Below are 15,320 nucleotides of genomic sequence, written 5' to 3'. Positions count from 1 at the left end.
TTCCCCCTTTTTGGAGGGGAGCTTTTTTCTAGAAAGGAAGTGTTGTTATTGAATAAGAAAACGATTATCCGCACATTAGAAAAAATTGCATTATATATGGAATTGCTGGGGGAAAACCATTTCAAAGTATCCGCATTCAGAAAAGCGGCCAACGTACTTGAACTGGATCCACGCAGCTTAACCGATATGGATGATATTTTAAAGCTGAAAGGAATCGGAAAAGGGACAGGTGCTGTCATTACCGATTTGTTGGAAAAAGGGGAATCCGACCTTCTAAAGGAAATGGAAGAAGCGGTGCCAAAAGGGCTCATCCCAATGTTGAAAATTCCGGGACTCGGCGGAAAAAAAATCTCCAAACTGCGTGAGGCAATCGGCATCGATTCAATTGAATCGCTACGTGCGGCATGCGTTGCGGGAGAAGTCAGCAAAGTTCCTGGTTTCGGTAAAAAGACCGAAGAGAATTTTTTGAATGAAATTGAAATTCTAGGGACTAGGCAAGGGAAATTCCCGATTTGGCAGATGGAAAAAATCGTTGCGTTCGTTGAATCAGAACTGCATCTGATTCCGGAAATCAGCCACTTTTCTGTCGCTGGGAGTTACCGCCGAACGGAAGAAGAAAGCAGTGATGTGGACTTCATCCTCGTGACGGATGAACCAGCAATTGTACGGGAAAAACTACTTGCAACTTTGCCGCTTCTGTCGACGATTGCGGCAGGTGATGCAAAACTGTCTGTGACACTCGACTTGGAAGAAGCGATTGACGCCGATTTCCGCTTCGTAAAGGCGGAACAGTTCGCAAGTGCTATCCATCATTTCACAGGCTCGAAAGATCATAATGTCCGGATGCGACAACTTGCAAAATCCAAGGGCATGAAAATAAGTGAATACGGAGTGGAGAATGAGGACGGTTCCGTTGAGACGTTCAATTCAGAGGAACAGTTTTTCGCCCACTTCGGATTGCCATTCATTCCACCTGCGGTCCGCAGAAATGGCAGCGAAATCGATCGTGTCGATGAACTTGCAGGGCTAGTGGCACTAGAGGATATCCGTTCAGACCTTCATATGCATACGACTTGGTCAGATGGCGCATACTCGATTCGTGAAATGGTTGAGGCATGCCGGACTAAAGGCTATGCCTATATGGTCATCACAGATCATACGCAGTACTTGAAAGTTGCGAACGGTCTCACACCAGAACGACTGCGTGAGCAAATCGCAGAAATTCGTACGTTAAATAAAGAATACGATGATATCGAAATATTTTGTGGAACGGAAATGGACATCCTTCCTGACGCAACGCTCGATTTTGATGATGATCTCCTCAGTGAACTTGATTTTGTAATCGCGTCCATTCATTCCAACTTCAGTCAATCGCAGGATGTGATAATGGAACGGCTTCACGCGGCGATTAAAAATCCGCATGTCGATATGATTGCACATCCGACGGGTCGAATTATTGGACAACGAGAAGGGTATAATCCTGATGTGCCGCAACTCATTCGTTGGGCGAAAGAATATGGTAAAATACTTGAGTTAAACGCAAGCCCGTACCGTCTTGATCTTGCGAAAGACCACCTTATTATGGCGCAGGAACAGGGTGTAAATATCGCTATTAATACGGACGCACATGCGATTGACCAACTGAGTCATATGAAAACTGGCGTGAATTATGCTAAGAAAGCCTGGCTGAAAAAAGAAACGGTCGTTAATACTTGGCCACTTGATAAATTTATCCGTGAGATAGTGCGGAAGTGAAAGGAAGTGTAAGACATTGGAAAACCGTGTCTTAAAAACACTTGAGTTCGATAAAATCCGAGATATGGCAGCAACCCATTGCACGTCATTTGCCGGTCGTTCTTATATGGAAAAATTAGTACCCGTAAGCGATTTTGACGAAGTTGTAAAGTTACTTGAGGAAACGGACGAAGGGTTATCGATACTTAGAGTTCGTGGCAATGTGCCGATGGGGGGAATTAGTGATATTAGACCCCATGCCAAACGTGCGCAAATGGGCGGCATGCTGAGTGCATTTGAACTAATGGAAACGGCTAACACAATTCGTGCAAGCCGGAATCTACGGCAATTCATCGAAGCGATTGTGGCGGACGAAGATATTGAAATCCCGCATTTTATTGCGAAAAAAGAAGCCATTCCTGTATTGACAGGATTGGAACATGAAATCAATGCATGCATCGATGACAATGCGCATGTGGTAGATAGTGCATCGGGGTCGCTTCGTACCATTCGGCAAGGCTTGCGAATCCAGGAAGGTCGCGTGCGCGAGAAACTAGAGAGTTATACGCGGGGCAAAAATGCAGCAAAAATGTTATCGGACGCAATTGTCACAATCCGCAACGACCGTTATGTCATTCCTGTAAAGTCGGAGTACCGTTCGCATTACCGTGGCGTCATCCATGATATGTCTTCTTCCGGCCAAACATTATTCATCGAGCCGGATGCAGTGGTGCAGGCAAATAACGAAATTAGAAGACTGAAACTGCAAGAACAGGAAGAAATAGAGAAGATTCTAATAGAGTTGTCTGCTAAAGTGCAAGAAGTCGCTCATGATTTATTCACGTTAGTAGCCATATTGTCTGAAATTGACGTCATTCTTGCAAAAGCAAAATTTGGGATTGCTCATAAATGTACGAAACCTGAAGTGAACAACAAAGGTTATATACGCCTAAAAAAAGCTAGGCATCCACTATTGTCGATTGAAGAGGCGGTAGCGAATACAATCGAATTCGGTAAAGACATAACAACAATTGTCATTACCGGACCGAATACAGGTGGTAAAACAGTCACGTTGAAAACGGTAGGACTCTGTACGCTCATGGCACAGGCTGGCTTGCCAATCCCCGCGCTCGATGGCTCTGAGGTCGCTGTGTTCGATTCGGTCTATGCAGATATTGGGGACGAGCAGTCAATTGAGCAAAGTCTCAGCACATTCTCATCACATATGGTGAATATTGTTGACATATTAAAAAAATATGATGACCGTTCCCTAATTATTTTTGACGAGCTCGGTTCAGGTACAGATCCACAGGAAGGGGCGGCACTTGCCATCTCGATTTTGGATGAAGTGCACGGGCACGGCGCGAGAGTGATGGCTACAACCCATTATCCTGAATTGAAGGCTTATGGATATAATCGGCCGGGCGTCGCCAATGCTAGCGTTGAATTTGATGTTGACACCCTTAGTCCAACATATCGATTGCTAATAGGAGTACCAGGCCGAAGTAATGCGTTCGAGATTTCGAAGCGCCTAGGATTGCAAGACCGTGTCATAGAACGTGCTAAAAAGTTCACGGGTACAGATCGCGGGGAAGTGGATTCAATGATATTGTCGCTTGAGACAAGCCGTGTCCAATCCGAAAAAGATGCCGAAGAAACGCATGAAATTCTTTTGGAAACGGATCGACTGAAACGTGAACTGGAAGAAAAACTTGCCACATTCGACAGCATGAAAGAACGGATGGAAGAAAAGGCCAAAGACAAAGCGAGAAAAATTGTTCAAGACGCAAAAAGGGAAAGCGAAGCGGTTATATCAGATTTACGTGCAATGCGTCTAAATGTCGGTGCCAATATAAAAGATCACGAACTAATTGAAGCTCGGAAACGTTTAGAAGGCGCTGCACCAGTGGAAGCAAGCAAGAAAGTGATCAAAGCGAAGGCAGCACCAAGGGCCTTGCAAATAGGTGACGAAGTGAAAGTGCTGAGCTATGGCCAAAAAGGAACACTAATCGATAAGGTTTCAGATAATGAATGGATTGTCCAAATCGGCATCTTAAAAATGAAGCTTGATCAATCAGGTCTCGAGTACGTTAAACCTGAAAAAGAGAAAATATCTTATATATCGACCTCTGTGAAGGGAAGAGATTCAAACGTTAAACTTGAACTCGATCTTCGAGGCGAGCGTTATGAAGATGCAATCATTCGCACGGAAAAATATTTAGATGATGCAATCCTTTCTAATTATCACCAAGTTTCTATTATCCACGGAAAAGGAACAGGTGCATTAAGGCAAGGCATTCAGCAATATTTGAAAACCCACAGGCGTGTTAAAACGTATCGGTTCGGCGAAGCAGGCGAGGGTGGACATGGCGTTACTGTTGTAGAGTTGAAATGAAAAATCAATTACGCCTCGGCGTAATTGCGTCCAGATTTTGAATCGAGCTTGCTCGATTGACTCCTTTCAAAATCTGTGACATCCGCCGGAGGCTTTATCTTTGTTCAGCGGGCGTTTGGACACCCGCTGAACAGGAATACAAAACCGCATTCATCTCCCACCTATGGAGGTGAGAGTCTTCTGCTGAATGAAGATAAAGTTATAGGATAAATGAAATTGTTGAAACCTTTTACGTTCCAATCCGTAAAGGAATGAACGAACGAACTTAAAAGGAGTCGAAAATTATGACGAATACTGGATTTTGGAGTCATCCTTTAGTAGAAACAGCAGGCTACTTCAGTGTAGTTGTCCTTTGTCTTGTCGTTTCGATGGTTCTTTTTGAGCTCGTTACGAAATATAACAACTGGGAAGAAATTCGCAAAGGAAATGTTGCTGTTGCACTTGCTACTGGCGGAAAGATTTTCGGGGTTGCAAATATTTTCCGCTATTCGATTGAACAGCATAATTCATTGCCCCAAATGATTGGATGGGGATTGTACGGTTTTATTTTACTCGTATTCGCATATTTATTATTTGAATTCTTAACACCCAAATTCAACATAGATAAGGAAATCGAAGCAGATAATCGTTCTGTTGGCTTCATATCTTTGACGATTTCCGTAGGGTTATCATTCGTAATTGGAGCAAGTATTTCATAGGAGTCGTGAATTCATGGAGAGATTATCGAAAATACTAATTGTTGTCTGTGTCTTATTTATTTTAGTAGGCATATACTGGATGACATCTAATACACCTTGACCAGTTTATACTGGTCAAGGCTTTTTTAATGTAAATGTAATTTTTCAATTGTAACCTGAAACATTAACAACTATAATTAAATTAGGAATATTCAAAGAACTGTAGATAAGAGAGAAGGGGGCTAAAAAATGACAACGAAACCTTGGCTAGATTTATATCCTGCCGAAATTTCAAAGACACTCGATTATGAGCGAATTCCTCTACAGGAATATCTAACGAGGTCCAGTAACAAGTATCCTGATAAAACAGCTATGCATTTTCTAGGCAAAGATATTTCATTTAAAGAGTTTCATCAATCGGCTTTGAAGTTTGCAAACTATTTGACGACAATTGGAATTAGTAAAGGGGACCGGGTGGCAATTATGTTACCAAACTGCCCGCAAAGTGCAATTGCCTACTATGGTATTTTGTATATCGGCGCAGTTGTTGTTCAAACGAACCCTCTTTACACAGAACGTGAAGTGGCTTATCAGATGACGGATTCCGGAGCAAAAGCCATCATTTCACTCGATATTCTATACCCGAGAATTTCAAAAATTGTTAAGGAAACAGAACTTGAGCATGTCATCATCACAGGAATAAAAGATTACTTACCGTTCCCTAAAAACTTAATTTATCCTTTTATTCAGAAGAAGGAGCATGGGGTCAAAGTGAAAGTTGAACACCGTGGCATGAATCATCTATTCACAGAAATAATGAAATCTGCAAAACCGGATCCAGTCAGTTATACATTTGATTATGATGAGGATATCGCGTTGCTACAATATACGGGCGGAACGACGGGACCGCCAAAAGGTGTCATGTTAACACATGCTAACCTTATTGCCAATGTGAAGATGTGTGATGCATGGTTGTATAAATGTAAAGAGGGCGAAGAAGTAGTAATGGGCATCCTGCCTTTCTTCCATGTTTACGGAATGACAACTGTACTGATTCTTTCCGTGATGCAAGGTAATAAAATGGTCCTCGTACCTAAATTCGATTTCGAAACGGCACTGAAAACAATTGATAAACAGAAGCCGACTCTTTTTCCAGGCGCACCTACTATATACATCGGATTATTGAACCATCCTGATTTAGAAAAATACGACCTATCTTCCATAAAGGCTTGTATAAGCGGTTCCGCCGCCTTGCCGATCGAAGTTCAAGAAAAATTTGAAAAAATAACCGGTGGAAGGCTTGTTGAAGGATATGGTCTGACAGAAACCTCACCAGTATCACATGCGAACTTTGTATGGTCGGAAGAACGAATGAAAGGATCAGTCGGTGTTCCTTGGCCGGACACGGATTCCTGCATACTCGGCCCAGATTCAACAGAACCTTTGAAGAATGGAGAAATTGGTGAAATTGCAATTAAAGGTCCACAAGTGATGAAGGGATACTGGAACAGACCGGAAGATACGGAGCAGACTTTTCGCGACGGCTGGTTCATGACAGGAGATCTTGGATATATGGATGACCAAGGTTATTTCTATGTTGTTGATCGAAAAAAAGATATAATCATAGCGAGTGGATTTAATATATACCCACGAGAAATTGAAGAGATTCTTTATGAACATGAGGCAGTACAGGAATGTGTCGTTGCTGGTATTCCTGATCCATACAGAGGCGAAACAGTCAAGGCATATATTGTTTTAAAACAAGGTGCTACTGTAACTGAAGAAGAGCTTGATAAGTATTGTAGGGAAAATTTGGCGTCATTTAAAATACCACGACTATATGAATTCCGAAACGAGCTGCCTAAAACTGCTGTTGGGAAGATACTACGCCGTGCTCTTGTCGATGAAGAGAAAAAGAGGGCTGAGAAGGAATTGCTTCCACTGTAAGGGAATACTTGACACGAAGGTAAATAGCGACTAATATGAAAATATGAATGAATCATCATTCATATTTTCTATTGGTGGTGATTAAGTATGAAACGAGATAAACCGAAATATAAACAAATAGTGAACGCGGCGGTTATTGTAATCGCTGAAAATGGTTATCACCAAGCGCAAGTGTCTAAGATTGCGAAAGAAGCTGGCGTTGCGGACGGAACAATCTATCTCTATTTTAAAAATAAAGAAGATATTCTAATATCCGTCTTTAAAGAGAAAATGGCGATTTTCGTAAACTACGTTGAAATTATTTTGAAACAAGATATCGACACATCCGAAAAATTATTCAGGATGATTGATAATCATTTCCGTGTACTTCATGAAGACCGTCACCTTGCAATTGTAACTCAGCTTGAACTCCGACAATCTAATAAGGAGTTAAGGGTCCGTATTAATGAAGTCTTAAAGGAATATCTAATGCTTCTTGATGCCATTTTGAAAGAGGGAATCGAAAACGGGGCACTAAATACCGGTCTTGATGTCCGGCTTGCAAGACAGATGGTATTCGGAACAATTGATGAAACTATCACTTCATGGGTGATGAATGATCAAAAATATGATTTAATGAAACTATCACCCGAAGTACATAGGCTGATTATGAATGGAATGAAAGCTTAAGAAGGATGGGATGAAATGGAGTTTCTAAACGTTTTAGTTGACGATGGGGTGGCGGTAGTGACAATAAACAGACCGCCTGCGAATGCGCTTTCACGAGCACTTATCCTTGAAGTGGATGCATTGCTCGATAAAGTGGAGCACGACGAATCTGTTAGAGTCATAGTCTTACATGGGGAAGGTAAATTCTTCTCTGCAGGTGCGGATATCAAAGAGTTTACATCCGTTACTACAGGTGAAGAATTTTCAAAATTAGCGGCCAGCGGACAAGAAGTTTTTGAACGTCTCGAACAATTCTCGAAACCAGTTATAGCAGCTATTCATGGGGCAGCATTAGGTGGTGGGCTTGAACTGGCAATGGCTTGTCACATTCGATTCGTCACTGAAAGTGCAAAACTTGGAATGCCAGAATTGCAACTGGGACTAATTCCTGGGTTTGCTGGAACACAACGTCTTCCTCGCTACGTCGGCATGCCGAAAGCCGCGGAAATGTTGTTAACGAGTGATCCTATCAGTGGAGTAGAAGCAGCACAACTTGGACTTGCCAATCAAGCCTTCACAGACGAAGAGTTACTTCCGAAATCAATGGAGCTTGCAAAAAAAATTGCTAAGAAAAGTCCTGTTGCGGTCAAGTTTGCACTTCAGATGCTTCAGTATTCAAAACCAGCTTCTTATTATGAAGGTGTGAAAGCGGAAGCTGATTCATTTGGTAACGTTTTCATCTCTGAAGATGCTAAAGAAGGAATTCAAGCATTCTTAGAAAAACGAGTTCCAGTATTTAAAGGGAAATAACCAAAAAGTTGAGGGGGTATGCAATATGAACATTTATGTTTTAGTTAAACGGACATTTGATACAGAGGAAAAAATTACAATCTCAAACGGTAAAATTGCCGAAGACGGTGCGGAGTTTATCATTAACCCTTATGATGAATACGCAATTGAAGAAGCCATCCAAGTACGGGACGCAAATGATGGTGAAGTAACTGTTATAACAATTGGTGGAGAAGACGCTGAAAAACAACTTCGTACAGCGCTTGCAATGGGTGCTGATAAAGCAGTGCTTATCAATACTGAGGATGATCTAGATGAAATGGACGAGTTTACATCTGCTAAAATCATCGCTGAGTACTTGAAAGATAAGGAAGCTGATTTGATTCTTGCAGGAAATGTTGCAATCGATGGTGGTTCTGGACAAGTTGGTCCGCGTGTTGCCGAACTTTTGGGCATCAACTGTGTAACGACAATCACGAACCTTGAAATTAGCGGAACTTCAGTCAAAATCATTCGTGATGTTGAGGGAGATTCTGAAACGATTGAAACGTCACTTCCACTCTTAGTGACTGCACAGCAAGGTCTAAATGAACCTCGCTATCCTTCACTTCCAGGAATCATGAAAGCCAAGAAAAAACCGTTAGAAGAGCTTGAGCTTGATGATCTAGATCTTGAGGAAGAAGACGTGGAAGCTAAAACACAAACAATAGAAATTTATCTTCCACCGCAAAAAGCTGCTGGACGTATTCTTGAAGGCGATACGAGTGATCAAGTGAAAGAACTTGTTAATCTACTTAAAACTGAAGCTAAAGTAATCTAATCTGACTTTTAATTGTAATAGGAGGGACTATAGATGTTTAAAAAAGTAGTAGTACTTGGGGAAGCACGAGAAGGGGCATTGCGTAACGTTTCGTTTGAGGCGATTGCAGCTGCTAAAAAGGTATCCGGAGGCGGAGAAGTTGTCGGGCTCTTGCTCGGCGATGCAGTACAATCGTTAGCGGAAGAAATGATCCATTACGGAGCGGACCGTGTGATCACTGTTGAGCATCCACATTTGAAGCTTTATACTTCCGATGGCTTCAGCCAAGCATTCATGGCTGTTTATGATCAGGAGAAACCGGATGCTGTTGTTTTTGGTCATACGGCTCTTGGAAAAGATCTTTCACCTAAAATTGCTAGTAAACTAGCATCGGGTTTGATTTCTGATGTAACTGCTATTGAAGGAGAAGGCGATGCGGCAGTATTTATCCGTCCTATCTTCTCCGGTAAAGCATTCGAAAAAGTGAAAAATAAAGATGGATTATTGTTTATAACAGTTCGCCCAAATAACATTGCACCGTTAGAGCATGATGCAAACCGTTCTGGCGAAGTAACAGCGGTACCAGTTGAGGTTGCTAATCTACGGACAATCATTTCTGAAGTTATCCGTAAATCGACAGATGGCGTCGACCTTTCGGAAGCGAAAGTTGTTGTTGCAGGGGGGCGCGGCGTGAAAAGTGCAGAAGGCTTTGAACCACTGCAAGAACTTGCATCACTATTAGGCGGAGCAATCGGTGCTTCACGCGGGGCATGTGACGCTGACTACTGTGACTATTCATTACAAATCGGACAAACGGGCAAAGTTGTTACACCGGATCTGTACATCGCTGCAGGAATATCGGGTGCAATCCAGCATATGGCGGGCATGTCCAACTCGAAAATAATCGTGGCTATCAATAAAGATTCAGAAGCGAATATTTTTAAAGTAGCTGACTACGGTATTGTTGGAGACCTATTTGAGGTTATTCCAATGATGATTGAAGAAATCAAAAAGCTTAAAACGAACTGATTCAAAAGTAAGCGCCCTCATTAGCAGGGCGCTTACTTTTTTTGCAGAGCATATATTTAGGTCGGGATATAGCAGCATGCTATAATACGATCATAGGTTATCTAATAAGAGGAGGAAATATATTATGGCTATTATTCACGCAACTGATCAGAACTTTGAAGAGAACATTAAAGAAGGATTAGTCCTTGTAGACTTTTGGGCACCTTGGTGTGGACCTTGTAAAATGATCGCTCCAGTACTTGAAGAACTAGACGGCGAAATCACAGGGAAAGCAAGTATTGTTAAAGTTGACGTAGACGACAATCAGGAAACAGCTGGTAAATATGGCATTATGTCAATCCCTACTTTGGTTCTTTTCAAAGACGGAGAAATCGTCGATAAAGTTGTCGGTTTCAAACCGAAAGAAGCACTTGCAGAATTGATTACAAAGCACGCTTAATTATTAACATAATTCAGCAACAACGCCTAAGTTACCGATAGAGAGGGATGGAATATAATTCCTCCTCTTCGAGCTGAAGCCTCTGGCGGATGTCGAGGGTATTGAATGGAGTCAATCGAGGAAACTCCAATCAATATCTTAGCGTAAATACATTGAGGCATATTTGAAAGTATAACCGGGTCCCTTCAAAGGCTCCCGGTTTTTTTTGGTAGGTGAAATAGATGAATGAACTAATTACAGAGAAGTTGGCTATATTACCGGAGTTGCCGGGTTGTTATTTAATGAAAGACAGGCAAGGGACAATTATCTATGTCGGCAAGGCAAAAGTTTTGAAAAATCGTGTGCGCAGTTACTTTACGGGAAGCCATGACGGGAAAACACAGCGACTGGTTGGGGAAATTACAGATTTTGAATACATTGTCACATCTTCAAATCTGGAGGCTCTTGTTCTTGAATTGAATCTGATCAAACAGTATGATCCGAAATATAATATCATGCTAAAGGATGATAAAACGTATCCGTATTTAAAATTGACTGCTGAGCGACATCCGAAACTAATTATTACAAGACAAGTCAAAAAAGACAAAGGAAAGTATTTTGGTCCATACCCAAATGCATTTGCCGCTGGGGAAACAAAAAAATTACTTGACCGACTTTATCCTTATCGAAAATGTTTAACGTTGCCGGACCGAGCTTGTTTATATTACCACCTTGGCCAATGCCTTGCACCGTGCATCAATGAAGTGAGTACTGATACGTACAAAGAAATGGTGGACGACATCAGCCGATTTTTAAACGGCGGTTATAAAAAAGTAAAAAAAGAATTAACAGAGAAAATGTCTGCTGCAGCGGAAAATCTGGAATTTGAACGCGCAAAAGAATATCGTGATCAGATTGCTAATATTGAAGCGGTCATGGAGAAACAAGCGATGACCATGAATGATTTCACGGATCGTGATATTTTCGGATTTGCAGTCAATCACGGCTGGATGTGTGTTCAAGTCTTTTTTGTCCGTCAAGGAAAGTTGATAGAACGGGATGTGTCACTTTTTCCACTTTATCAAGAACCTGAAGAGGAATTGCTGACTTTCATTGGCCAATTTTATGGAAAATCACAACACTTGATTCCCCAGGAAATACTTTTGCCACAAGGAATCGATAATGTAATCATCAGTAGGCTTCTCGATGTCAATGTATTCATTCCACAGCGCGGAAAAAAGAAGGATCTCGTCCAATTGGCAGTCAAAAATGCAGAGATATCATTGTCAGAAAAGTTCCATCTCATTGAACGTCAGGAAATGCGGACAATCGGTGCATGTGAGGAACTTGGCAAAGCGATGAACATCACAGTGCCTTTACGTATTGAAGCATTTGATAACTCACATATGTATGGCGCTGATGCAGTTTCTGCAATGGTTTCATTTGTTGATGGGAAACCGAATCGTAAAGATTACAGAAAATATAAAACGATGACCGCGGCAGCGCACGACGATTATGGTGCAATGCGTGAAGTTGTTCGGAGACGTTATATTCGTGTGTTGAAAGATGATTTGCCATTACCAGACCTTATTGTTGTTGATGGGGGTAAAGGTCATATGGAGTCTGTTAGGGAAATCATTGAGGATGAGTTGAATTTATCCATTCCCATTGCGGGACTTGCAAAAGATGAGAAGCACCAAACAGCACAACTCCTTTATGGTAACCCGGTTGAAATGATACCACTTAAGAGGTCGAGTGAAGGATTTTACTTATTGCAAAGAATCCAGGATGAAGTGCATCGGTTTGCAATCACTTTCCACAGACAACGCCGCGAAACGAATTCATTGACGTCAGCACTGGATGGATTGCCGGGAGTTGGGCAAAAACGGAAAACGATGCTGTTAAGGCATTTTGAATCAGTAGAAAAGATTCGCGAAGCTACGATTGAACAATTGCAAGAAGCAGGACTACCTGCAGGTGTAGCAAAATCAGTTGAAGCGCATTTTCGCGAGATGGCATTGCGGGAAAAAAAGTAATATGGTAAGGTGAAACCAATGAATTTTTTCACTAATACATTTATATGTAGTGAAGATAGAGGTGCGGTAACCAATAGTAGATCCACGGAAGGCGGCAGCCTAATGAAAGGGATTGAAAGGGGTATTCGCCGAAGCGGATGAATCGTCTGTCACGATTGTCATGCTGGATTTCCATTGAATAAGTGGAAATTTGTCAGGTATGGAAATACCTGGAGGGCTATCTGGATGGGGCGTCTCTTCGGGGATAGCTCCAATCAGACCGGCTCTCATACTTTTGAGGGCCGTTTTTGCATTCAGGGGAAAATGGAGGAAAAATCATGGGACGTATTGTAATGAAATTCGGAGGGACATCAGTTGCAAATCCAGAGAGAATTGCACGGGCTGCAACACTTGTTAAAAATGAGGTTAATCGTGGAAACCAAGTGGCTGTCATTGTCTCTGCGATGGGTAAAACAACAGATGAACTATTAAGGTTGGCAATGGAGATTAATCCCAAAGCAGGACGGCGCGAATTGGATATGCTTCTTGTAACAGGAGAACAAGTAACAGCGTCTTTACTTGCAATGGCGATTACTGCACAAGGGTTAGAAGCACGGTCATACACAGGTTGGCAAGCAGGGGTAACGACAGAGGCTGTTCATGGTAATGCAAGGATTGAACAAGTTAATGCTGACAAAATTCAAACCGCACTAGAATCAGGCGCGGTTGCAGTAATCACTGGTTTCCAAGGAATTGATAATAACGGTGAGTTGACAACACTTGGTCGCGGTGGTTCCGATACGAGTGCCGTCGCAATTGCGATTGCACTCGATGCAGCTAGTTGTGATATTTACACGGACGTCGAAGGGGTATTTACGACGGACCCAAGATTGATCGAACAAGCGACGAAACTTGAGGAAATATCTTACGATGAAATGTTGGAAATCGCTAACCTTGGTGCGGGTGTGCTTCATCCAAGAGCAGTTGAGTTTGCAAAAAATCATCAAATGCCGCTTCGGGTAAGACCGGCTCATATGGACGGAGTAGGAACAGTTATCAAGGAGGAAATCGATTTGGAAAACAATTTAATTGTACGTGGCATCGCTTTTGAGAGAGAAATTGTACGGATTACAGTGATGTATGAAGTACCTTATAATGGCTCACTTGCTAATATTTTCACTGCACTCGCGAAACAACATGTAAACGTCGACATCATTGTCCAGACAATTATGGAAGGCGTACAGCCGTCTGTGTCATTTTCCATTAAAAAAGAGGATTTCGCAGAAGCGATAAATGTTTTGGAGACCGAAAAAGAATCGCTCGGTTACAGTCGGGCAGATTTTGAAGTAGGACTGGCGAAAGTTTCAATCGTGGGAAGTGGAATGGTATCGAATCCGGGAGTTGCTGCGCAAATGTTCGACACGCTGAGGAACGCAACCGTTCCAGTGAAAATGGTGAGCACTTCTGAAATCAAAGTCTCCGTAGTCATTCCTGAATCGGATATGGAGAAAGCAGTTGCAACACTTCATGAGCAATTCGGTTTAGATAGAAAGTAAAGTAGAATTAAAAGAAGATGCCCCCAATTCCGGGGCATCTTCGATTCATACTTCAATTTTGGTTTTTAAATCCCATTTGACTTGAAAGTGCACCAAACCGTCTTTCATTTCACCGTAGCATTCAGTCAGAAGTCCATTTAACTTTTGGTATTGTTCTGCAATGAAGCCCGCTTCAAGTTGACAAGATCTATTTTGGTTATTTGTCCCAAAATCGTTTTTCATCGAATAAAACGCTTCATCCTTTTCAGTCTTATCAAGCTGAAGTGGACCCCAACCGGCTTCCGTAAAGAAAATAGGTAGTTCATCAATGCTGAATATGGGGAATTTTCTGGCCACATCTTTTCCAGCCCAGTACAGAATGTCATCTTCGTGGTTGCCGAGAATACTAGGCAACACGTGGTCCCGTAAAAGTTCATAGCCGAATCGGGTCGGCGTATCGTATGTAATGTTTTCCAATCGAACATGCAACCCTTTCGGTTAAATGATAGAATCAGTAAGTCTAATGGCATAAAAGAGTACTAGATTAAGGCGTGGCAAAAAGCCTGAATCGTCTTGACCTCTTCAAAACTGAGGAGTACAATGGTTATGTCATAATATTGTACCATGAAGAGGTACGCCGTCAACATTTGCTTCGTGTCGAAACGATGGCATACGACGATTGGCGGACTCAGTTAATAAGGGAGGGTAAAAGACTTGTCAAGAGAATCAGATTTCTATTTACGTCGTCTTCATTCGTTGCTCGGAATCATTCCGGTGGGGCTTTTTCTTGTCCAGCATTTGGTCATTAACCATTTTGCGACACGGGGTCCAGAAGCATTCAACACCGCTTCCAATTTCATGGGGAGCTTACCATTCGTTCTATACCTTGAATGGTTTATCATCTACATTCCACTCATGTTCCACGGATTCTATGGTGTGTACATAGCTTTCACATCAAAAAACAACGTACAACGATACGGTACTTTCCGTAACTGGATGTTTATGCTACAACGCATAACTGGGGTATTCCTAGTCGTGTTCATCGCATGGCATATTTACCAGACTAGAGTTCAAAAAGCATTAGGTGCTGATGTGGACTTTAATATGATGGAAGATATTTTGTCGAATCCGTTCATGCTTGCATTCTACATTGCGGGAGTTATTGCGGCAACATTCCACTTGTCAAACGGTATTTGGTCATTCCTAGTAAGCTGGGGATTAACACAATCACCGCGTTCACAAAAAATAGTTACATATATTTCAATTGTCGTTTTCCTAGTTCTCTCTGTAATTGGTGTACAAGCACTACTTGCTTTCATTTAATAAAAAAATTA

The 15,320-nt window shown here is 41.9% G+C and carries 13 protein-coding genes and 1 riboswitch; of the genes, 12 read left to right on the top strand and 1 reads right to left on the bottom strand.

Going from position 1 to position 15,320, the window contains the following annotated elements; all coding sequences use genetic code 11:
- The first annotated feature begins 48 nt into the window (after nt 1-48).
- The 11 genes from polX to AC1TO6_RS00795 all read left to right on the top strand — a co-directional run bounded on the left by polX (nt 49) and on the right by AC1TO6_RS00795 (nt 14,007).
- Nucleotides 49-1,755 (top strand): DNA polymerase/3'-5' exonuclease PolX, encoded by a 1,707-nt coding sequence (gene polX / locus AC1TO6_RS00845; RefSeq protein WP_482099711.1) that lies wholly within the window; start codon nt 49-51, stop codon nt 1,753-1,755.
- Nucleotides 1,756-1,819: 64 nt separating this feature from the next.
- The gene (locus AC1TO6_RS00840) at nt 1,820-4,129 is read left to right on the top strand and encodes an endonuclease MutS2 (protein WP_482100102.1); all 2,310 of its coding nucleotides are present in this window, start codon (nt 1,820-1,822) and stop codon (nt 4,127-4,129) included.
- Between the two features lie 284 nt (nt 4,130-4,413).
- The gene (locus AC1TO6_RS00835; protein ID WP_482099710.1) at nt 4,414-4,827 is read left to right on the top strand and encodes a DUF350 domain-containing protein; all 414 of its coding nucleotides are present in this window, start codon (nt 4,414-4,416) and stop codon (nt 4,825-4,827) included.
- A gap of 228 nt (nt 4,828-5,055) precedes the next feature.
- Nucleotides 5,056-6,753 carry a long-chain-fatty-acid--CoA ligase gene (locus tag AC1TO6_RS00830; protein WP_482099709.1) on the top strand — a complete coding sequence of 566 codons (1,698 nt, stop codon included), beginning with the start codon at nt 5,056-5,058 and terminating at the stop codon, nt 6,751-6,753.
- A gap of 87 nt (nt 6,754-6,840) precedes the next feature.
- Entirely contained in the window at nt 6,841-7,422 is a 582-nt protein-coding gene (locus tag AC1TO6_RS00825) for a TetR/AcrR family transcriptional regulator (protein ID WP_482099708.1), read from the top strand.
- 15 nt (nt 7,423-7,437) lie between these two features.
- Nucleotides 7,438-8,211, top strand: coding sequence for an enoyl-CoA hydratase (locus AC1TO6_RS00820; protein WP_482099707.1), 774 nt, complete (start codon nt 7,438-7,440; stop codon nt 8,209-8,211).
- A 25-nt stretch (nt 8,212-8,236) separates the two neighbouring features.
- Nucleotides 8,237-9,010, top strand: coding sequence for an electron transfer flavoprotein subunit beta/FixA family protein (locus AC1TO6_RS00815; protein WP_482099706.1), 774 nt, complete (start codon nt 8,237-8,239; stop codon nt 9,008-9,010).
- 33 nt (nt 9,011-9,043) lie between these two features.
- Nucleotides 9,044-10,018 (top strand): electron transfer flavoprotein subunit alpha/FixB family protein, encoded by a 975-nt coding sequence (locus AC1TO6_RS00810; RefSeq protein WP_482099705.1) that lies wholly within the window; start codon nt 9,044-9,046, stop codon nt 10,016-10,018.
- Between the two features lie 124 nt (nt 10,019-10,142).
- Nucleotides 10,143-10,457 (top strand): thioredoxin, encoded by a 315-nt coding sequence (gene trxA / locus AC1TO6_RS00805; RefSeq protein WP_482099704.1) that lies wholly within the window; start codon nt 10,143-10,145, stop codon nt 10,455-10,457.
- Nucleotides 10,458-10,678: 221 nt separating this feature from the next.
- Nucleotides 10,679-12,472: an excinuclease ABC subunit UvrC gene (gene uvrC, locus AC1TO6_RS00800; protein WP_482099703.1), complete on the top strand. Its 1,794-nt coding sequence runs from the start codon at nt 10,679-10,681 to the stop codon at nt 12,470-12,472.
- 48 nt (nt 12,473-12,520) lie between these two features.
- Nucleotides 12,521-12,700, top strand: a riboswitch (Lysine riboswitch).
- Nucleotides 12,701-12,789: 89 nt separating this feature from the next.
- Nucleotides 12,790-14,007 carry an aspartate kinase gene (locus tag AC1TO6_RS00795; RefSeq protein ID WP_482099702.1) on the top strand — a complete coding sequence of 406 codons (1,218 nt, stop codon included), beginning with the start codon at nt 12,790-12,792 and terminating at the stop codon, nt 14,005-14,007.
- A gap of 45 nt (nt 14,008-14,052) precedes the next feature.
- Here the strand turns inward: AC1TO6_RS00795 and AC1TO6_RS00790 are convergent, their stop codons facing one another.
- On the bottom strand, nt 14,053-14,463 hold the full coding sequence (locus AC1TO6_RS00790; protein WP_482099701.1) for a YslB family protein: 411 nt from the start codon (nt 14,461-14,463) through the stop codon (nt 14,053-14,055).
- 237 nt (nt 14,464-14,700) lie between these two features.
- Here AC1TO6_RS00790 and AC1TO6_RS00785 point away from each other — a divergent pair, with 237 nt between their 5' ends.
- Nucleotides 14,701-15,309, top strand: coding sequence for a succinate dehydrogenase cytochrome b558 subunit (locus tag AC1TO6_RS00785; protein ID WP_482099700.1), 609 nt, complete (start codon nt 14,701-14,703; stop codon nt 15,307-15,309).
- Nucleotides 15,310-15,320 lie beyond the last annotated feature (11 nt).

It is taken from the genome of Sporosarcina sp. Y352 (assembly GCF_056786535.1).
Note: the sequence above shows the minus strand (reverse complement) of the source record. Positions and strands in the feature narration are given on the sequence as shown.